Raw genomic sequence first — 17,853 nt, forward strand, 5'->3', positions numbered from 1 at the left:
TGCCCGGCCGCGGCATAGTGTGGGCGGATGCCTTCCGACTTCACCTGGGATCCCTGGATCGGCAGCGCGGTGGCGATCGGCGCCGCGATCGTCGTCGCCGCAGCCGCACTCGTGCTGCTTGCTCTGGTTGCCGGCCTGATCAGCCGGCGGGTGCCGTGGGTGCGTGATCTCGCCCGTCGGGTGCGCAACGCGATGATCGTGACTTCGGCGGTGGTGGCGATCTGGATCGCCGCGTCCGTCACCGAACCGGCAGAGGAGTCGTGGTGGCCCGCGGTGTCGAGGATCTTCTTGATCGCCACGATCCTGAGCGGGTCGTGGCTTCTTGCCGCATCGGTCTCGTTCGGCTTCGAGAGGCTCATCGACCGCGAGGAGGCCGTGCTCGTCGGTCCTGAGGCGCGCCGTCGGCGCACGCAGCTCCTCGTCATCCACCGTCTCGTGCTGGTCACGATCGCCGTGCTCGCGTTGGGCACGGTGCTGTTCACGTTCCCCGAGATGCGTGCGGTCGGCACGAGCCTTCTCGCGTCTGCCGGCATCGTCAGCATCATCGCCGGCCTGGCCGCGCAGTCGATCCTCGGCAACCTCATCGCAGGCGTGCAGGTGGCGTTCACCGATGCCGTCAAGGTCGGCGACGTCGTGGTCATCCAGGGGGAGTGGGGGCGTATCGGCGAGATCAACCTCTCGTACGTGGTCGTCTACATCTGGGATGAACGGCGACTCGTCGTGCCGTGCAGCTACTTCACGACCACGCCGATCGAGACCTGGACCAGAAAGTCCGACAAGATCCTCGGAACGGTCTATCTGGATCTCGATTGGCGGGTGCCGATGGACGAGCTGCGCCAGGAGTTCGAGCGCATCGTCGAAGCGTCACCGGCGTGGGACGGCCGTTCGTCCGACGCGGCCGTCACGGAGGCGCGGGGCGGGTTCGTCACCGTGCGCCTGGTGATGTCGGCCAAGGACTCGGGCGATCAGTGGACGCTGCGCTGCGAGGTGCGAGAGAAGATGATCGGCTGGCTGCAGCGGGAGCACCCCGAGGCGCTTCCGCGAACACGGCTCGACCTGGCTCCGCAGCTCGCGGACTGACGCACAGAGTCGTCGGCGACGTCAGTCTTCCGGTTCGCGGTTCTCGATGGCGAAGGCGTCGGGTGCGGGCGCGGCCACGGGGAAGGCGACCGAGCTGATCGAGGCACCGGGGCCGAGTCCCAGGCCGATCGACAGCGGGTCGACGGACGGCGCCTCGTCGAGAACCTCCGACTCCGAGCGCTCGAGCGGCTCAGAGGGCAGAGTCCACTGGTTCTCTTCTTCGTCGGTGCGCTGCTGGAAAAGTCCCATGCGACCCATTCTCGACCTGCCCCGCGGCAGGGTGGCCGGATTCACACGTGATTGATCGGTTCGGACGGATGCTGTCAGCTGACGCGGCGGAAGGTGAAGTAGCCCACGACCGCGCCGTGATTGACGACGCCGGTGCCGGTGCTCAGCATGCGCGCCGAGGTCGTCGCGCCCGACTCGACGAACGTATAGCCCGTGTGCTCGAGCCGCCAGCCGACGCCTTCGACCTCGCCGAGGAAGTACCCGACGCTCTCGTTGCTCGTGAACTGGTTGTCAGCCGATCCCCACGACGATGCGTCGCCGGTGAGGCGGCTGATCTCGACCTGCAGATGCAGCAGCACATCGCCGCGAGTGTGCGCGTCCTGCGAGAGAGCGAGCAGCCGTGCGGCTTCGTCGGTTGTCAGCATGATGTCCCCCTTGAACATGCCGGCGCGTGATCGCGCCGGCCCTCTCTCACCGTAGAGGTCAGTCCGCGTCCGCTGCAGCCGTCGATGCCGTGCGCACGGCATCGACGAGTTCTCGCCACGGGCCGTCGAGCTCTGAGTCAGGAAGCTCCCGCTCGCGCTCCTCCGACGGCGTGCGCACCCTGATCACCCAGATGAATCGGTCTGCTCCGACATCGGTGTCGCTGTCGGCATCCCACGGGCAGCTGTCGATCATCGCGATCCAGTGGTGTGTTTCTGCGGGATCGGGTTCGACCCGCCACTTGCGACGGATGCCGGCGATGCCGCCCGTGCGCACCACCGCGATGACGACCTGCGGGTCAGTCGGTGCGGGGGACTCGCTCATCTTCATAGACTCCCACGGTCGCCCACGCACGTCGAGCGGCTGCGGCCGTGGCGTCGTCGATGGCGGATGCCGCGGTGACCGTCGCGTCGGCGAACTCGGTGAAGTTCGCGGTGCTCGACAGGCCGCCGGTGAGTGCGCGGTACCAGACGGTTCCTGCGGTCTCCCATGCGTTGCCGCCGAGGTCGATAGCGAACAGGGCGAAGGCGCGGTTGGGGATGCCGGAGTTGATGTGCACGCCGCCGTTGTCTTCGGTCGTGCGGACGAAGCCGCTCATGTGCGCGGGCTGCGGATCTTTGCCGAGCTCGTCGTCGTCGTAGGCGGTGCCCGGCTCGATCATGGAGCGCAGGGCGCTGCCCTGCACGGCATCCGTGAAGATCTCGGCACCGATGAGCCAGGTCGCATCGGCCGCGCTCTGCCCGAGGAGGTGCTGCTCGGTGAGCGCGCCGAACACATCGGCGATCGACTCGTTGAGCGCACCCGGCTGCCCCTGGTACTCGAGGTTCGCGGTGTACTGCACGACGCCGTGCGCGAGCTCGTGACCGATCACGGTGGTCGACGAGGTGAAGCCGACGAAGACCTCGCCGTCACCGTCGCCGAACACCATGCGCTCGCCGTCCCAGAAGGCGTTGTCGTAGTCGATGCCGTAGTGCACCGTCGCGTCGAGCGGTGCGCCGGCGTCGTTGAGCGAGTTGCGCCCGAAGGCGGAGAGCAGCATCTCGAAGGTGGCCCCGAGGCCGTCGAACGCCTCGTTGACGGACGTGTCGGCGACCGGCTCGTCGTCTTCACTGCGCACGATCGCACCGGGGAGGGTCTGCGTGTTGCCGGCGTCGCTGATAGTGCGGTTAGGGGCATCGGATAGCTGAGCGACGAGATCGCCGTTCTCGTCGATCGAGAGGTCGAGGCGTGCACGGAACGGCGGTCTGCCCGCCGTGAGCGTCTGCCGCGCGGCAGCGGCGGCACGGGGGTAGCGGCCCGACTCGGCGAGGCGCGCGAGCAGGTAGGACGGGACGACTCCTGGTATTTCGGTGTGGCTGCTCATGTTCAGACCCTACGCCGGGGGTCCGACGTTCTGGCAAGGGCTGGCGGGGCCGGGTGCCGTCGCAGTATGTGCGCCACAGAAGGCGAAACACGCCAGGAAAGGCCGGATTCTCGGCATCCGGCCTTGGCGAGCGCAATCGGACTTCGCAGGTGTGCGCGGTCTTCGCGTCGCATTCGGACCCGCGCAGACCACCGCCACAGCGTCTCGACTTGAGATTGAGAATCGTTCTCAATAAGGTGGGGTCTCGTGACCCCCTCCCCTCGCGCCGGCCGCACACTCGTTCTCGCCTCGCTGCTCGCGGCCACGCTGGCCGTGACGTCTTGCGCGGCATCCGACTCTCCCGCACCCGCTTCGAGCGCGGCAGTCGCGCCGAACGACGGGGTCGACGGTGGGGGAGCCGCCGAGGTCGCATCGCCGGCGCTCGCACTCGTCGTCGCCGACGCAGACGGAGAGCTCACCCTGCTCGACCTCGAGACCGAAGACCGCTCGATCCTCGCGGATGCGGATGCGGATGCGGATGCGGATGCGGATGCCGAAGCCGTCCTCGGCACCGGCCGCTTCGCCCATCTGACCCATGTCGACCCAGACGGCACCCGTGTCGACATCATCGACTCGGGCCGCTGGACCGTGCCGCACGGCGACCACTCGCACTCGTTCCTCGGCGACGCGGGCACCATCGGCACCGTCGACGGAACCGGCCCCGCCGACATCAGGGTCGGCGACACCGCCACCGCCATCCGTTTCGGCAGGGAGGTCGCCCTCGTCGATCACGAGAAGCTCGCCGACATCGACGATGCCCCGCGCGTCAGCCTCTCGGTCGACCCGACCGGCCCCGTCGTCCCGTTCTCGGGGCACCTCCTCGCCACTGCGGGCGAGTCGATCCAGATCTTCGACGCCGAGGGCACAGCGACCGGGGTCGCCGCGCCCTGCGCAGGCGCGACGGATGCCGACCTCACCCGTGTGGGCGCCGTCTTCGCCTGCGACGCGGGAGCGGTGCTCGTCACCCGCGAAGTCGGGGGAGCGCTCGCCGCGGAGCTCATCCCCTATCCCGCCGGGTCTGCACCGACCTCCGACCTCGCCGGTCGAGCCGACCGCCCCGATCTCGCCGGCGTGGCCGCCGACCAGGGTGCCTGGCTGCTCGACGTCAGGGCGCGCGAATGGATGCTGCTCGCCACCGACACCCCGCTGCTCCGCGCCGCGGCTGTCGGCGACGACGACAGCCGCACGGTCGTGATCGCATTCGACGGCACCGTGCGGGTGCTCGCCCCGGACGGCGCCGAGCTCGCCCGCACCGAGCCGCTGCTCGCGGCATCCGTCTCCGACCCCACCCTGCGCGATCGGGTGCAGCTCATCGTCGACGCCCACCATGCCTACGTCTCCGACCCGGCGACCGGAGCCGTGCACGAGATCGACCACGCAGACGGCGCCATCACCCGCACTCTCGAGGGCCTCGATCCCCATCGCATCCAGCTCGTCGGCTGAGCCGCGCCCGCACTCATCGACGGCATCCGTCGTCACGCGCACCCTGCGCACCCACCCAGAAGAAGGAGAACCCCATGCATCGACCTGCCCGCAGTCGCCTCGCGGCCGGCGCGATCGCCGCGCTCGCCGTGGTCGCGCTCGCCGGATGCGCGACCCCCGCGCCATCCGCATCCGGAGAACCCGAATCCTCTTCGGCGCACGAGGGCGACACCAGAGTCGCGGTCGCCTATGACGGCGGCATCGTCGTGCTCGACGGCGAGACCCTCGAGACCGTCGACTCGGCCGAGCTCGAAGGATTCCTGCGCGTGAACCCGGGCGGCGACCACGACGGACACGTCTTCGTCACGGCGGCCGACGGATTCCATGTGCTCGACACCGGCCTGGCGTCCGACACCGTCGAGTTCACCGGCGAGGTGTTCGACGCCGTCACCCCCGGCCACGCCACCCCACACGCCGGACGCACCGCCCTGTTCGATGACGGCACCGGAGACGTGACCCTCTTCGACACCGATGCCGTCGGCACCGGAACCCTGCCGGAGTCGCAGACCGTCGAGTCGGAAGCGGCCCACCACGGCGTCGCGATCGAGCTGTCAGACGGCACGCTGCTGACCACGATCGGCACGTCGGAGTCGCGCAGCGGCGTTCGTCTGCTCGGCGATGACGGGTCGGAGCTCGCCCGCAACGAGCAGTGCCCGGGCGTGCACGGCGAGGGTGCCCTTAAGGGCGAGACGGTCGTGTTCGGCTGCGAAGACGGCGTGCTCGTGTTCGCAGACGGAGCTTTCACGAAGCTCGACGCACCTGATGCGTTCGGCCGCTCGGGCAATGCCTACGTGACCGACACGAGCGCGATCGCGGCGCTCGACTACAAATCCGACCCTGATCAGGAGGGCTACCTGCTCTCGCAACTCGCACTCGTCGACACGGATGCGCAGACCCTTTCTGTCGTAGACCTGCCCGAAGGGGTCGAGTACACCTGGCGCGGCGTCGGTCGTGACGGCCACGACAACATCATCGTGCTCGCATCGGACGGCACGCTGAACGTGCTCGACGAGACCGGCGCGCTCGTCGACTCGTGGGATGTCATCGAGGCGTGGGAGAGCCCCGAAGAGTGGCAGCAGCCGCACCCCGGTCTGCGCGTCGTCGGTGACATCGCCTACGTGACGGAGCCTGCGGCCAACCGCATCCTCGCCGTCGATCTGCACACCGGAGAGGTCTCGGCCGAAGCGACCCTCGACGTCGTGCCGGGCGAGTTCGTGGTGGTCGGCGCCGCCGGACACTGAGGCGGATGCAGAGCCGGATGGAGAGCCGGCTGCTGATCCGGATGCTGAGGGGCGGGGTCGTGCGCGGCTTCGCCCCTCAGTCGTGAGGCGTTCACCACTCAGCACGGATCGTGGTTCGGGTGGCCGTTTCTCCCGCCGTTGCGGTCCGCCTCTTGTCGACGTCGCGGATTCTTGCTGAGTTGTGTGAACGCCGACCGCCGGTGCCCCCCCAGCGCTCCCAGGAACGAACCCCGCGAACTCGCGTAAAATCGGCACAATGACCGATGTGCCCCTGCCCTCCGACGACCTCGGGGAGTCTTCCGACCTGGGTGCCGGTATCGACCCCGAAGATCTCGCCATCACGCTGCGGGTTCTCTCGGAGCTGCACCAGATCGACAACGAGCACCCCGACTTCGTCGCCGTCCGTCACGCGACCGCCGCGATGTTCAAGGCCGTCAAGCGCGTGCGTCGCAAAGAGATCCGCGATGCGATCGCCGACGCCGACAGGGCCGTCGTCGCCCGCACCGCGACCGGCGCCCCCGACCGCATCGACGACGAGACCCGCGGACACGACCTGGCGACCAGCGTCGTCGACGCCCCGATCGCGGGCGAGCTGCTGAAGCCTCGCAACTGCTACATCTGCAAGCAGCCGTACACGCTGGTCGACGCGTTCTATCACCAGCTGTGCCCCGACTGCGCGCGCTTCAGCCACGGCAAGCGCAACGCCCGCACCGACCTGACCGGCAAGCGCGCGCTGCTCACCGGCGGCCGCGCCAAGATCGGCATGCACATCGCGTTGCGGCTGCTGCGTGATGGTGCGCACACGACGATCACGACGCGCTTCCCGCGCGACGCCGTTCGCCGGTTCTCGGCGCTGCCCGACTCGGGCGACTGGCTGCACCGCCTTCGTGTGGTCGGCATCGACCTGCGCGACCCCGCTCAGGTGATCGGTCTCGCCGACTCGGTCGCAGCTCAGGGTCCGCTCGACATCCTCATCAACAACGCCGCGCAGACCGTGCGCCGCTCGCCGGGCTCCTATTCACTGCTGGCGGATGCCGAACTGCAGCCGCTCCCCGACGGTCCCCTGCCCGAGATGGAGACCTTCGGTCACACCGTCGACCCGCATCCGCAGGCGCTGCAGGCCTCGGTCGACTCGCACCCGCTGCTGTCGGTCGCGGCCCTGGGCGGAACCGTCGCCGAGCAGGGCGGCCAGGCGCTGACCGCTGAAGACCTCGCACGCCTCGCGATGGCCCCCGGGTCGTCGTCGCTGGCGAAGCACGCCGACGGCACCGCGATCGATGCTGGCGGCCTGGTGCCCGACGTGAACATCTCGAACAGCTGGGTGCAGTCGATCGACCAGGTCGACCCGCTCGAGATGCTCGAAGTGCAGCTCGCCAACACGACGGCGCCGTTCCTGCTGATCAGTCGCCTGCGCGCCTCGATGGCCGCATCGTCGTCGAACCGCAAGTACGTGGTCAACGTCTCGGCCATGGAGGGTCAGTTCTCGCGCCGCTACAAGGGCCCGGGCCACCCGCACACGAACATGGCGAAGGCCGCGCTCAACATGCTCACGCGCACCAGCGCCGGCGAGATGCTCGAGACCGACGGCATCCTGATGACCGCCGTCGACACCGGCTGGATCACCGACGAGCGCCCGCACTACACGAAGGTGCGCCTCGCCGAAGAGGGCTTCCATGCTCCGCTCGACCTCGTCGACGGGGCTGCCCGCGTGTACGACCCGATCGTGCGCGGCGAGGCCGGCGAAGACATCCACGGCGTCTTCCTGAAGGACTACGAGCCCAGCCCCTGGTGAGTTCCGCGGCCGTGAGAGGACGGTTGATCCGGCATCCCCTGATCTGGCCTCTGGTAATTCGGCTGGCGATTCCCCGGATGGCTGGCTGAACGAGCCTCTCCGGTCAGCCAGGCGGGAACCGGCCAGCCAAACGGCTCGAACGACCGAGCGGAACGGGCCGAACGAACGGGACTACGGTCGTCGTGACTGAACGACGCCCACGACGATGCCGGCAATCACGAGCAGGATGCCGGGGATTCCGAGGAGCACCGCGCCCACGACCGTGAAGAACGACACCACGGGTCCGACCGTGAACCGCCCTTCGGTGACAGGTCCGTCGCAGGTGATCGTCGCTGGAGCTGCGGTGTCGACGGCGAAGCTGCCCTGTGCATCCCACGCCTCGGGAATCAGCAGGCCTTGCTGCGTCATGTCGGGCCGCAGCTGCAGCACACCGCCCCCGGGGAATGTGCCGGTGCACTCGATGTCACTCCACTGATCCGACGGGGTGACGTAGATCGCGTGGTCGCCTTCGTCGAGGTCGACCGTGAGCTCTTCGCCGAAGGCCACGGGCGGAGCGAGACGGAAGCCCGGGCTGAACGCCAGAGCAGCCGCCCCGACGAGCACGAGGGCGCCGACCAGCAGAAGGATCCACCAGGCGCGGCGGGGTCGTCGTGCCTGGGGAATCGTCATCGAGCGCGGATCTCGAGGTTCGCGGACGCCCAGGTGCCCAGCTGGTCGAGGATGGGCAGCAGCCCGCGGCCGCTGTCGGTCAGTGAGTACGCCACCGTGACCGGCGGGCCGGCGTCGACGGCGCGGGCGACGAGCCCTGCCTTGGCGAGCTCTGCCAGGCGATCGGAGAGCACGGTGTCGCTGATGCCCGAGACTGCGCGCCGCAGAGCGACGAAGGTCGAAGAACCCCCGCCGAGTGACGAGACGATCATGCCGTTCCAGCGTTTGCCGAGCACGCTGAAGGCCAGTGTGACGGCGGCGTCGCACACATGACGCTCTTCGTCGATCTCGGCCATGCGCCCATCATACCTGTGCTACGTTAACGCGAGTCGCTAAGAAAAACAGAGCGACTACGCAAACGAAAGGCAGCCTCATGTCCCTGTTCCGCCTGGATGCCAGCATCCTTCCCGCGTCGTCCGCCAGCCGTTCGCTCGCCGACCTCGTCGAAGCAGAGTGGACCGCATCGCACCCGGACTCCACGGTCACCCGCCGCGATCTCGCGGCGGACCCCGTGCCCGCGACCGCGTGGGCGGATGCCGTGACCGGCGGCTTCGTCGACGAGGCGCAGCGCACCGACGCCCAGCGTGCAGCGCGTGCACTCGGCACCACGTTCGCGGACGACCTGATCGGCGCCGACGCGCTGCTGTTCGCCGTGCCGCTCTACAACTACGGCGTCTCGCAGCACTTCAAGACCTGGTTCGACCTGGCCTACACCGACCCGCGCATCGACCCGCAGGGCACCGCACTGCGCGGCAAGCCCGCGACCCTCGTCACGGTGCTCGGCGGCAACTACGCCCCCGGAACCCCCAAGGAGGGCTGGGACCACTCCACCGGATGGCTGCGCCGGGTGCTCGAGGACGTCTGGGGTCTCGACCTGCGCATCGTCGAGCGGCCCTTCACTCTCGTGGGCGTGAACCCCGCACTCGACGCCTTCGCCGACACCGCCCGCGAGCTCAAGGAGAACGCCGAGCAGTCGGCGCGCACCTACGGCCGCGAGCTCGCCGCACTCCGGGGCGAGGTCGCCTGATCCGGGACGCCCGGCCGGCTGGTGCACGGATGCAGGCCGAGATCACGGATGCAGGCTGAGAAAAGGTGTTCTGGGCATGCATCCGTGATTCGAGCATGCAGGTGTGCGATCGAAGCTGGGCACGGAAGACCCGTCAGGTGAGCACCCTCAGGCGAGCGGCTCGGGGAACGGATGCGGCAGCCACACCGTCACATTCAACCCGCCGCCCTGGCGGGCAGTGAGCACGAGCGACCCGTCGTGCGCCTGCGCGATGCGCTGCACGATCGCGAGGCCCAACCCGACGCCCCCGTGATCGTCGCTGCGCGTGCGGTCGGCACCGCGCTGGAAGGGCTCGGCGAGCGTCGCGACGAGATGGGCGGGCAGCACGTCGCCGGTGTTCTCGACCACGAGCGCCACCGCGTGCGGCAGCGTGTGCGTCCGCACGACGACGGTGCCGTCTGCGGCGTGGTTGTGCACGATCGCGTTGTGCACGAGGTTGGTGATCAGCTGCTGGAGCAGGGCCGGTGATCCGAGCACGTTGGCCGCGTCGCCGCCGACGTCGATCGTCACGCCGCGCCGCTCGGCCAGCGGAAGCAGCGTCTCGGCGGATTCCTCGGACAGCAGCGAGAGGTCGATCGGCTCGCGCGTGAACGTGCGGCGCTCGGCGCGGCTGAGCATCAGCAGCGCCTCGGTCAACTCGATCGCCCGTGCGTTGACCTCGTGCAGCCGGTCGATCAGCGCGTCGACGTCTCGGTCGGGGTCGTTGCGGGCGACCTCGAGCATGGTCTGCGAGATCGCCAGGGGCGTGCGCAGCTCGTGCGAGGCGTTAGCGGCGAACCGTTGCTGTTCGGCGAGGTGCGCCTCGAGCTTCTCGAGCATCGAGTCGAAGACGTCGGCGAGGTCGCGGAACTCGTCGCGCGGCCCTTCGAGGGCGACCCGGTGCGACAGCGACCCTTGAGCCGCGAGCTGGGCGGCGCGGCCGATGCGGTCGAGCGGTGCCAGCATCCGTCCGGCGATGAGCCAGCCGCCGCCCAGCCCGAGAGCGAGCAGCACGAGCATCATCACGACAGCCGCGGGGATGAAGGCGCGGATCAGGTCGCTGCGGTTCGGCACGAAGCGGTCGGCGATGATCGCCACATCCGGCACGTACCGCAGCAGGTAGAGGGCGACGGCGGCGAGCAGCCCGATGCCCGACACCACGACGACACCCGCATAGCTCAGCGTGAGCTTCCAGCGGGCGCTCATGCCGGGGCGCCGCTTCGGGTGGATCGGGTCAGTCATCGGCATCCGTCCCGATGCGGTAGCCGACGCCGGGAACCGTGAGGATCAGCCAGGGCTCCCCCAGCCTTTTGCGCAGCGACGAGACGGTGATGCGCACGGCGTTGGTGAACGGGTCGGCGTTCTCGTCCCACGCTCGTTCGAGCAGTTGCTCGGCGCTGACGACTCCGCCCCCCGCGTCGATGAGCACCTCGAGCACGGCGAACTGCTTGCGTGTGAGGGCGACGTATTTGCCGTCGCGGAAGACCTCGCGGCGGAACGGGTCGAGCCGCAGCCCTGCCACCTCGAGCACCGGGGGCCGCACGCGCTGACGTCGGCGGTCGAGCGCGCGCAGCCGCAGCACGAGCTCGCGCAGTTCGAACGGCTTGGTGAGGTAGTCGTCGGCGCCGATCTCGAAGCCCGTCGCCTTGTCGTCGAGGCGGTCGGCCGCGGTGAGCATGAGGATCGGGATGCCGCTGCCCGAGGCCACGATCGAGCGGGCGACGTCATCGCCCGAGGGGCCGGGGATGTCGCGGTCGAGCACGGCGAGATCGTAGGAGTTGATGCTGAGCAGCTCGAGCGCCGTGTCTCCGTCGCCGGCGATGTCGGCGGCGATCGCCTCGAGCCGCAGTCCGTCGCGCACGGCCTCTGCGAGGTACGGCTCATCCTCGACGATCAGCACACGCACGGCACAGCTCCCATGTGCTCAGAGCTTACGCACCCCGACATATCGGGAGCATATGCAAAAGCGCATACGCCGCAGCAACAGGCCCCCTTCTTGACTGAGGACATGAACACACGCACTGCCCTCAGACAGCGACGCCTCACTGCGATCATCGGTGTCGCTCTGCTCGCCGCGGCCATCACGGGCTCGGTCGTGCTGATCGGCCAGCAGTCGCTGGCCTCGGCATCCGTCTCACCTTCCGTCTCGCCTGCATCTCTCGCCGAGGCCGACGGGGTGATCCGCGACGAGGGCACCGTGTCGGTGTTCGATGAGACCCCTGCCGTGACGAACCTCGACTCCGACCTGCTCGCCGCGGTGCGCGCTGCGGCCACCGCCGCCGAGCAGGACGGCGTGCGCATGCACGTGAACAGCGGGTGGAGGTCGGCCGAGTACCAGCAGGTGCTGCGGCAGGATGCCGTCGCCGAATACGGATCCGAGGAGGAGGCCGCCCGCTGGGTGGCCACTCCCGAGAACTCGGAGCACGTGTCGGGGGATGCGATCGACCTCGGTCCGCTCACCGCGCAGGACTGGCTCGCGCAGCGCGGCGACGAGTTCGGTCTGTGCCAGATCTATGCGAACGAGCGGTGGCACTTCGAACTGCGTCCGGCGGCCGTGGCCAACGGATGCCCGCTGATGTACGACGACCCGACCGCCGACCCGAGGACCCAGCGATGACGACCGCGCTCACGACTCCGCACCTCACACTCTCGCGCATGCACGCACCGACCCTGCACACGCTTCGCGACGCGATCGCGGCGAATGTCGAGCGGATGCGGTCGGCCACCGACGCCCGCATCATGGCGGTCGTGAAGGCCGACGGCTACGGCCTCGGTGCTGTCGCCGTCGCTGTCACCGCGATCGACGCCGGAGCCGGGTGGCTGGGGGTGACCGACGCTGGGGATGCCGCAGAGCTGCGCGAGGCGGGCATCGAGGTGCCGATCCTCGCGTGGCTGAACCCGGCGGGGGTCGACGTCACGCAGGTCGTCGTGGATCGCGTCGACATCGCAATCGGCTCCGTCGACGAGCTGCGGCAGCTGATCGCCGATGCGTCGTCGCTGCCAGACGGACGCGTGCGTGTGCATCTGCACATGGACACCGGCATGTCGCGCGGCGGCGTGCCGCTCGAAGACTGGGCCGAGCTGCTGCGGGTGGCGCGCTCTGGACGCGGTCGCATCGAGGTGGTCGGGGTCATGGGGCATCTGCCCTGCGCTGACGCCGCGGATCCTGCGGCGAACGCCCCGGCGGTGCTGCGGATGAGGCAGGCGAGGGATGCCGTGCTGCGCGCCGGGTTCGGTCCGCTGATCGTGCACCTCGCGGCGACGTCCGGGGCGCTCACGGATCCCGCGACGCACTTCGACATGGTGCGCATCGGTGCGGGACTCGTGGGCATAGACCCGTCAGAGACCGTGGCGCTGCAGGGGGCGGCGCGGCTGACCGCATCCGTCGTGCACAGCAGCGTCGCGCCAGCCGGGACACCCGTCGGCTACGGCGGTGCGTACGTGACCGAGCGCGCGACCCGGCTGGGCGTGATCGGCGTCGGGTATGCCGACGGCATCCCGCGGGAACTCGCCGTGGGGGCGGCAGTGGCGATCGACGGCATCCGATGCCCGATCGTCGGGCGCGTGTCGATGGACCAGATCGTCGTCGACACGGGTGACCTGACCGTGCCCAGGGGAGCGACCGCCGTCGTCTTCGGACCGGAGGGTGGCGCCGTGCCGAGCGTGCAGGAGTGGGCTCTGTGGGCGGGCAGCATCCCGCACACGATCGTGACGGGCATCGGACCGCGAGTCGAGAGGACGAGCGCGTGAGGGTGCTGGTCATCGGGGGAGGGCAGAACGCCGAGCACGAGGTCTCACTGGCCTCGGCCGCGGCTGTCGCCGAGGCGTTGCGTGTCGGGGGATACGACGTCAGCACGGTCACCATCTCGCGAGAAGGGGGCTGGGATGCCGCGGGAGTCACGGAGGGGGCCACCGCGGCCGAGTCCCTGGCTCTCGCGATGCCGATGATCGTCGACGCTGACGTCGTATTCCCCGCGGTGCATGGAGCGCTCGGGGAAGACGGGGTGCTCGCGTCGCTGTGTGCGCTCGCGGGCGTGCGGGTGGTCGGATCGGGTCCGCGGGCGGGAGCGATCGGGATGGACAAGTGGGCGACGAAGCTGGTGGCCCGGGCGGCGGGGCTGCGCACAGCACGAGGGCGCCTGATCGATGCGGCCGACTGCGGCGACTCCGAGTTCGAGGGCCCAGTGGTCGTGAAGCCGGTGTCGGCGGGATCGAGCTACGGGGTCTCGCTCGCGCGTGACGAGGCCGAGTTGGGTGAGGCACTACGCGAGGCGGCGCGGTTCGACCGTCGCATCCTCGTCGAAGAGGTCGTGCAGGGGAGGGAGATCGACGTCGCCGTGATCCGGGATGCCGGAGGGGTGCGCTGGGCCGCGCCGCCACTCGAGATCCACGCGGCAGGGCTCTTCGACACCTCCATGAAATACGACGGCAGCGCGCGATTCACGGTGCCGGCGCACCTGTCCGTTCGTGAGGCGACGTCGCTCACGCGAGCCGCGCTCACCATGTTCGACGCGCTCGGCTGCGCCGGCGTCGCCCGCATGGACTTCTTCCTCACCGCCGAGGGGCCGGTGCTCAACGAGGTCAACACGATGCCGGGGTTGACCGCGGCATCTCAGGTGCCGCGGATGTTCGCGGCGGCCGACGTGTCGTACGTCGAGCTGGTGACGCGACTCGTGCGCGCCGCCGAGGTGCCGGGGCGGTGACGGCGCGAGTCGGCTGGCCGGATCTCGCGAAGGGCGTCTGCATCATCCTGGTCGTGCTGTGGCATGTGGTGACCAAACACGCGATCGAGGTCGAGGGCGCAGGTGTCGTCACCGATGCCTGGGCGACTCTCAACGCGCAACTGCTGCCGCTGCGGATGCCGCTGTTCTTCCTGATCTCGGGGATGTTCGCCGGTCGCGTCGTGAACGTTCCCGCAGGCACCCCGTGGCGGCGGCGGGCCGGCCGCCTCGCGGCGGTCTATGTCATCTGGGTCATCATCCAGACGTTCGTGCTCGCCGCAACGCCGGACTTCGACACGGCCAGGGCCGAGAACGGGTGGCAGCTGCTCGCGCAGCTCACGATCAGCCCGACGAACCTCTGGTACCTGCTCGCGCTCTCGGTGTACCTGCTCGTCGCGCGCCTGGTGCGCCACCTGCCGACGGCCGTGGTGCTTCCGGTGGCGTTCGTGATCGCCACCATCGCGGCGGCGGGCGTGATCCCAGACCTCGGCAACCTGTGGCAGCTCATGCAGAACCTGTTCTTCTTCCTCGCCGGGTTGAGACTGCGGGGCGTCATCGAGCACTTCGCTGCGGAGGCGTCACCGCTACGGATGCTCATGCTCGGAGCGGCATACCTCGCCGCCGCCGGAGCGGTCGGAGTACTCGGCATGCGTCAATGGCCGGGCGTCTGGCCGCTGCTCGCGGTCGTCGCGGTGGCGTTCGGGGTCGTGGTGGGCGCGATGCTCGACCGACATGCGGGTGTGATCGCCCGGCCGCTGCGGTGGGTGGGGCAGCGGACTCTGCCGATCTACGTGATCCACATGATCCCGCTCGCACTGATCGACGGTGCGCTGCGCGGAGCGGGCTGGGTCGCGACGCCGGCGGTCGAGGTCGTCTGGCCGATCGTGCTCACCGCGCTCGTCATCGTGATCTGTCTCGCGGTGCACACCGGCCTCGTGCGGGTGGGGCTCGGGGTACTGTTCGATCCGCTGCAACCGATCGACCGGATGGCCGCGGCCCGGATGGCCGCGGCCCGGATGGCCGCGGCCCGGACGGCTCGGGCCCGGACGGCTGACTGACGCCCGGGCGGCTGGCCGATGAGCCTTATACGGGCAGCCGGCCGGGAGAAGGCCAGCCATCCGACCGCTTCACAGCCGGTCGACGCCCGTCACGGTGAGCACCGCGGCGCCCTCCTCATCGGACGCAGCGAGATCGACGGTGGCCGAGATGCCCCAGTCGTGATCGCCCGCCGGATCGTCGAGGATCTGACGCACCGTCCACTCGGTCGCACCCTCGGTGATCAGCAGCAGCTGTGCGCTGCGGGCGTTCGCGCCGGTGAGGATCTCATCGTGGTCAGCGAAGTAGCCGTCGAGAGCATCCGACCAGGCATCCGCACCGAACGTCGGGTCGAGGTCTGCGAGAGCCGAGACGTCTTCGCGGGCCGCGAGCTGCACGCGTCGGAACAGCTCGTTGCGCACCAGGGTGCGGAAAGCCCGCGTGTTCGAGGTCAGGCGCTTCGGCGCCGGCGGCACGATCGGCTCGTCGTCGGGGCCCTGCAGCACGCCGTTGACCAGCTCTTCCCACTCGTCGAGCAGGCTCGAGTCGACCTGACGCACGAGTTCGCCGAGCCACTCGATGAGGTCGCGGAGATCCTCGTCCTTCGCCTCTTCGGGTATCGTCTGCGAGGCCGCGCGATAGGCATCGGACAGGTAGCGCAGCACGACGCCCTCGGAGCGAGCGATCTTGTAGTACGCGACGTATTCCCCGAACGACATGGCCCGCTCATACATGTCGCGCACGACCGACTTCGGATGCAGTTCGAAGTCGCGGATCCACGGCTGCGCGGCGCTGAACGTCTCGAATGCGGCCGTGAGCAGCTCGTCGAGAGGCTTGGGATACGTGATCTCCTCGAGCAGCTCCATGCGCTCGTCGTACTCGATGCCTTCGCGCTTCATGGCGGCGACGGCCTCGCCGCGGGCGAGGTACTCCTGCTGCCCGAGGATCGCCCGGGGGTCGTCGAGCGTCGACTCGACGATGGAGATCATGTCGAGCGCGTACGAGCCCGTGCCCGTGCCGGCGGCGGGGTCGCGGTCGAGCAGCTCGAACGCCGCGAGGGCGAACGGCGAGAGCGGCTGGTTCAGCGCGAAGTTCGGCTGCAGGTCGACCGTGAGACGGATCTCTCCGTCATCCGTCTGCTCGACCACGCCGGATTCGAGCAGGGTGCGGTAGATGCCGATCGCGCGCAGCGCGAGCTCACGCTGCCTCTTGCGCGGCTCGTGGTTGTCGTAGACCAGAGCGCGCATGTTGCCGAACACGTCGCCGCCGCGGCCGATCACGTTGAGCATCATCGCGCTCGTGATCTGCATGTGCGAGGTCAGGGTCTCGGGCTCGGCGTCGATGAGCTTGCGGAACGACGGCTCGCCCCACGACACGAACCCGTCGGGCGCCTTCTTGCGGATGATCTTGCGCTTCTTCTTAGGGTCGTCGCCGGCCTTCTTGATCGCGGCGATGTTGTCGCTCTCGTGCTCCGGCGCCTGAGCGACCACCGTGCCGGCGGTGTCGAAGCCCGCGCGTCCGGCTCGCCCGGCGATCTGGTGGAACTCGCGGGCGCTGAGCTGCCGCATCCGGGTGCCGTCGAACTTGGTCAGAGCCGTGAGCAGCACCGTGCGGATGGGCACGTTGATGCCGACGCCGAGGGTGTCGGTGCCGCAGATCACGCGCAGCAGTCCGCGCTGGGTCAGCTGTTCGACGAGGCGCCGGTACTTCGGCAGCATCCCGGCATGGTGAACGCCGATGCCCGCACGCAGGAACCGCGAGAGGGTCTTGCCGAAGGCGGTGGTGAACCGGAATCCGCCGATCAGTGCGGCGATCTCATCGCGCTGCTCACGCGTGGCGACCTTGGTGCTCGACAGAGCCTGCGCCCGCTCCATCGCCGCGGCCTGCGAGAAGTGCACGACGTAGACCGGGGCCTGGCCGGTGCCGAGCAGGTCGTCGACCGTCTCGTGAATGGGCGTCGTCTCGTAGAAGTAATGCAGCGGCACCGGGCGCTCGACACCCGTGACGGATGCCGTGTCGCGGCCGGTCCGGCGGGTGAGGTCGCTCGACAGCTGCGAGACATCGCCGAGCGTCGCGGACATCAGGATGAACTGCGCCTGCGGCAGCTCGAGCAGCGGCACCTGCCACGCCCATCCTCGATCGGGGTCGCCGTAGAAGTGGAACTCGTCCATGACGACCTGGTGCACCGCGGCATCCGTGCCCTGGCGAAGCGCGAGGTTCGCGAGGATCTCTGCCGTGCAGCAGATGATCGGCGCATCGGGGTTGACCGAGGAGTCGCCCGTGATCATGCCGACGTTCGAGGCTCCGAACACATCGACGAGGGAGAAGAACTTCTCGCTGACCAGCGCCTTGATCGGTGCGGTGTAGAACGAGCGGCGGCCCTCGACGAGTGCGGCGAAATGCGCCCCGACCGCGACGAGCGACTTGCCGGTGCCGGTGGGCGTCGACAGGATCAGGTTGTTGCCCGAGACGATCTCGATGACCGCCTCGTCCTGCGCGGGGTAGAGGCTGATGCCGGTGGACTCCGCCCACTCGACGAACGCCGTGTAGACGGCATCCGCATCGGATCCGTCTGTCAGCGTGGTGTGGTCGAGGATCGCAGGCATGGTCTGTCGATCATCCCACCTCCGGCGCGA

18 protein-coding genes are annotated in these 17,853 nt (G+C 69.2%); 9 read left to right on the top strand and 9 right to left on the bottom strand.

The window, feature by feature from the left end:
* Window positions 1-27 precede the first annotated feature (27 nt).
* Window positions 28-1,080, top strand: a complete 1,053-nt coding sequence (locus tag RQG82_RS15125) for a mechanosensitive ion channel family protein (protein WP_311259824.1) — start codon at window positions 28-30, stop codon at window positions 1,078-1,080.
* A 21-nt stretch (window positions 1,081-1,101) separates the two neighbouring features.
* On the opposite strand, the gene RQG82_RS15130 is transcribed toward RQG82_RS15125, so the two are convergent.
* From RQG82_RS15130 to RQG82_RS15145, 4 genes are all read right to left on the bottom strand, one after another.
* On the bottom strand, window positions 1,102-1,329 hold the full coding sequence (locus RQG82_RS15130; RefSeq protein WP_311259825.1) for a hypothetical protein: 228 nt from the start codon (window positions 1,327-1,329) through the stop codon (window positions 1,102-1,104).
* Window positions 1,330-1,403: 74 nt separating this feature from the next.
* On the bottom strand, window positions 1,404-1,733 hold the full coding sequence (locus RQG82_RS15135) for a hypothetical protein (RefSeq protein WP_311259826.1): 330 nt from the start codon (window positions 1,731-1,733) through the stop codon (window positions 1,404-1,406).
* A gap of 58 nt (window positions 1,734-1,791) precedes the next feature.
* Entirely contained in the window at window positions 1,792-2,115 is a 324-nt protein-coding gene (locus tag RQG82_RS15140) for a protealysin inhibitor emfourin (RefSeq protein ID WP_311259827.1), read from the bottom strand.
* On the bottom strand, window positions 2,090-3,154 hold the full coding sequence (locus RQG82_RS15145) for a M4 family metallopeptidase (RefSeq protein ID WP_311259828.1): 1,065 nt from the start codon (window positions 3,152-3,154) through the stop codon (window positions 2,090-2,092). The genes RQG82_RS15140 and RQG82_RS15145 overlap by 26 nt, the downstream gene beginning before the upstream one ends.
* Before the next feature lie 246 nt (window positions 3,155-3,400).
* Here RQG82_RS15145 and RQG82_RS15150 point away from each other — a divergent pair, with 246 nt between their 5' ends.
* The 3 genes from RQG82_RS15150 to RQG82_RS15160 all read left to right on the top strand — a co-directional run bounded on the left by RQG82_RS15150 (window position 3,401) and on the right by RQG82_RS15160 (window position 7,708).
* Entirely contained in the window at window positions 3,401-4,636 is a 1,236-nt protein-coding gene (locus RQG82_RS15150) for a hypothetical protein (RefSeq protein WP_311259829.1), read from the top strand.
* Between the two features lie 74 nt (window positions 4,637-4,710).
* Entirely contained in the window at window positions 4,711-5,916 is a 1,206-nt protein-coding gene (locus tag RQG82_RS15155; protein WP_311259830.1) for a hypothetical protein, read from the top strand.
* 256 nt (window positions 5,917-6,172) lie between these two features.
* On the top strand, window positions 6,173-7,708 hold the full coding sequence (locus RQG82_RS15160) for an SDR family NAD(P)-dependent oxidoreductase (RefSeq protein WP_311259831.1): 1,536 nt from the start codon (window positions 6,173-6,175) through the stop codon (window positions 7,706-7,708).
* A 171-nt stretch (window positions 7,709-7,879) separates the two neighbouring features.
* On the opposite strand, the gene RQG82_RS15165 is transcribed toward RQG82_RS15160, so the two are convergent.
* Together RQG82_RS15165 and RQG82_RS15170 are read right to left on the bottom strand one after the other, a co-directional pair.
* Window positions 7,880-8,377, bottom strand: coding sequence for a hypothetical protein (locus RQG82_RS15165; protein ID WP_311259832.1), 498 nt, complete (start codon window positions 8,375-8,377; stop codon window positions 7,880-7,882).
* On the bottom strand, window positions 8,374-8,712 hold the full coding sequence (locus tag RQG82_RS15170; RefSeq protein WP_311259833.1) for a helix-turn-helix domain-containing protein: 339 nt from the start codon (window positions 8,710-8,712) through the stop codon (window positions 8,374-8,376). The genes RQG82_RS15165 and RQG82_RS15170 overlap by 4 nt, the downstream gene beginning before the upstream one ends.
* 77 nt (window positions 8,713-8,789) lie before the next feature.
* Here RQG82_RS15170 and RQG82_RS15175 point away from each other — a divergent pair, with 77 nt between their 5' ends.
* A complete protein-coding gene (locus RQG82_RS15175) occupies window positions 8,790-9,443 on the top strand; it encodes an NAD(P)H-dependent oxidoreductase (RefSeq protein WP_311259834.1) in 654 nt (217 codons plus the stop codon).
* A gap of 147 nt (window positions 9,444-9,590) precedes the next feature.
* On the opposite strand, the gene RQG82_RS15180 is transcribed toward RQG82_RS15175, so the two are convergent.
* Window positions 9,591-10,667 carry a HAMP domain-containing sensor histidine kinase gene (locus RQG82_RS15180; protein ID WP_311259974.1) on the bottom strand — a complete coding sequence of 359 codons (1,077 nt, stop codon included), beginning with the start codon at window positions 10,665-10,667 and terminating at the stop codon, window positions 9,591-9,593.
* A 28-nt stretch (window positions 10,668-10,695) separates the two neighbouring features.
* Window positions 10,696-11,367: a response regulator transcription factor gene (locus RQG82_RS15185; protein WP_311259835.1), complete on the bottom strand. Its 672-nt coding sequence runs from the start codon at window positions 11,365-11,367 to the stop codon at window positions 10,696-10,698.
* 102 nt (window positions 11,368-11,469) lie between these two features.
* Here RQG82_RS15185 and RQG82_RS15190 point away from each other — a divergent pair, with 102 nt between their 5' ends.
* From RQG82_RS15190 to RQG82_RS15205, 4 genes are read left to right on the top strand one after another with little or no spacing between them, the layout of a single operon-like run.
* Window positions 11,470-12,078: a M15 family metallopeptidase gene (locus RQG82_RS15190; protein WP_311259836.1), complete on the top strand. Its 609-nt coding sequence runs from the start codon at window positions 11,470-11,472 to the stop codon at window positions 12,076-12,078.
* Window positions 12,075-13,211: an alanine racemase gene (gene alr / locus RQG82_RS15195; protein ID WP_311259837.1), complete on the top strand. Its 1,137-nt coding sequence runs from the start codon at window positions 12,075-12,077 to the stop codon at window positions 13,209-13,211. Before RQG82_RS15190 ends, alr begins: the two co-directional genes overlap by 4 nt.
* A complete protein-coding gene (locus RQG82_RS15200; protein WP_311259838.1) occupies window positions 13,208-14,164 on the top strand; it encodes a D-alanine--D-alanine ligase in 957 nt (318 codons plus the stop codon). The genes alr and RQG82_RS15200 overlap by 4 nt, the downstream gene beginning before the upstream one ends.
* Window positions 14,161-15,240, top strand: a complete 1,080-nt coding sequence (locus RQG82_RS15205) for an acyltransferase family protein (protein ID WP_311259839.1) — start codon at window positions 14,161-14,163, stop codon at window positions 15,238-15,240. The genes RQG82_RS15200 and RQG82_RS15205 overlap by 4 nt, the downstream gene beginning before the upstream one ends.
* Before the next feature lie 69 nt (window positions 15,241-15,309).
* Here the strand turns inward: RQG82_RS15205 and RQG82_RS15210 are convergent, their stop codons facing one another.
* On the bottom strand, window positions 15,310-17,823 hold the full coding sequence (locus RQG82_RS15210) for a DUF3516 domain-containing protein (protein ID WP_311259840.1): 2,514 nt from the start codon (window positions 17,821-17,823) through the stop codon (window positions 15,310-15,312).
* Between the last annotated feature and the right edge of the window lie 30 nt (window positions 17,824-17,853).

Source organism: Microbacterium sp. WCS2018Hpa-9 (genome assembly GCF_031843745.1).
Classification (GTDB): Bacteria; Actinomycetota; Actinomycetes; order Actinomycetales; family Microbacteriaceae; genus Microbacterium.

Excerpts from the sequence above, each read along its gene's own strand:
- RQG82_RS15135 (WP_311259826.1), bottom strand. The coding sequence starts at position 1,733 with ATGCTGACAACCGACGAAGCCGCACGGCTGCTCGCTCTCTCGCAGGAC.
- RQG82_RS15160 (WP_311259831.1), top strand. The coding sequence starts at position 6,173 with ATGACCGATGTGCCCCTGCCCTCCGACGACCTCGGGGAGTCTTCCGAC.
- RQG82_RS15130 (WP_311259825.1), bottom strand. The coding sequence starts at position 1,329 with ATGGGACTTTTCCAGCAGCGCACCGACGAAGAAGAGAACCAGTGGACT.
- RQG82_RS15145 (WP_311259828.1), bottom strand. The coding sequence starts at position 3,154 with ATGAGCAGCCACACCGAAATACCAGGAGTCGTCCCGTCCTACCTGCTC.
- RQG82_RS15210 (WP_311259840.1), bottom strand. The coding sequence starts at position 17,823 with ATGCCTGCGATCCTCGACCACACCACGCTGACAGACGGATCCGATGCG.
- RQG82_RS15175 (WP_311259834.1), top strand. The coding sequence starts at position 8,790 with ATGTCCCTGTTCCGCCTGGATGCCAGCATCCTTCCCGCGTCGTCCGCC.
- RQG82_RS15180 (WP_311259974.1), bottom strand. The coding sequence starts at position 10,667 with ATGAGCGCCCGCTGGAAGCTCACGCTGAGCTATGCGGGTGTCGTCGTG.
- alr (WP_311259837.1), top strand. The coding sequence starts at position 12,075 with ATGACGACCGCGCTCACGACTCCGCACCTCACACTCTCGCGCATGCAC.
- RQG82_RS15165 (WP_311259832.1), bottom strand. The coding sequence starts at position 8,377 with ATGACGATTCCCCAGGCACGACGACCCCGCCGCGCCTGGTGGATCCTT.
- RQG82_RS15125 (WP_311259824.1), top strand. The coding sequence starts at position 28 with ATGCCTTCCGACTTCACCTGGGATCCCTGGATCGGCAGCGCGGTGGCG.
- RQG82_RS15140 (WP_311259827.1), bottom strand. The coding sequence starts at position 2,115 with ATGAGCGAGTCCCCCGCACCGACTGACCCGCAGGTCGTCATCGCGGTG.
- RQG82_RS15155 (WP_311259830.1), top strand. The coding sequence starts at position 4,711 with ATGCATCGACCTGCCCGCAGTCGCCTCGCGGCCGGCGCGATCGCCGCG.
- RQG82_RS15170 (WP_311259833.1), bottom strand. The coding sequence starts at position 8,712 with ATGGCCGAGATCGACGAAGAGCGTCATGTGTGCGACGCCGCCGTCACA.
- RQG82_RS15190 (WP_311259836.1), top strand. The coding sequence starts at position 11,470 with ATGAACACACGCACTGCCCTCAGACAGCGACGCCTCACTGCGATCATC.